Source organism: Pseudomonas sp. FSL R10-1350, from assembly GCF_009600525.1.
Classification (GTDB): domain Bacteria; phylum Pseudomonadota; class Gammaproteobacteria; order Pseudomonadales; family Pseudomonadaceae; genus Aquipseudomonas; species Aquipseudomonas helleri.
Map to the genome: position 1 here is coordinate 1 of NZ_WIVR01000194.1, position 403 is coordinate 403.

Here is a 403-nt window from a genome sequence, read left to right on the forward strand (position 1 = left end):
GGTTTAATGGGGCCTTTTAGATCAAGATCAAAAGCAAGATCTAGATCAAAAGATCGCGAGGCAAGCTCGCTCCTACAAATGAATTGTTTTATTCAGCATTCAAAAACGCTTCGCGCACCAAGCCATGGCGCTGCATCTTTTCATTCAGGGTGCGGCGGGGCAGTTGCAGTTCGTTGAGCACGGCCTTGATATCGCCTTTATGGCGCGTCAACGCTGCCCGCAAGCATTGCGCTTCAAAGGCTTCTTGCTGCGCGACCAGCGATTGGCCTGCGTCAATGTCGTCGAACTGCGGCTCGCCCAGCCCCAGCACGTGCCGCTCGGCGGTGTTCGCCAGTTCGCGCACATTGCCCGGCCAGTGGTGGCTGAGCAAGTGCGCCAGATGCGGCCCGGTCATGGCCGGGGC

Annotated in this window: 1 protein-coding gene; it reads right to left on the minus strand. The window is 57.8% G+C overall.

The window, feature by feature from the left end; all coding sequences use genetic code 11:
- Nucleotides 1–88 precede the first annotated feature (88 nt).
- Nucleotides 89–403: helix-turn-helix domain-containing protein (locus GHO25_RS25815; RefSeq protein ID WP_306108784.1), on the minus strand; the 315-nt coding region annotated here is incomplete at its 5' end.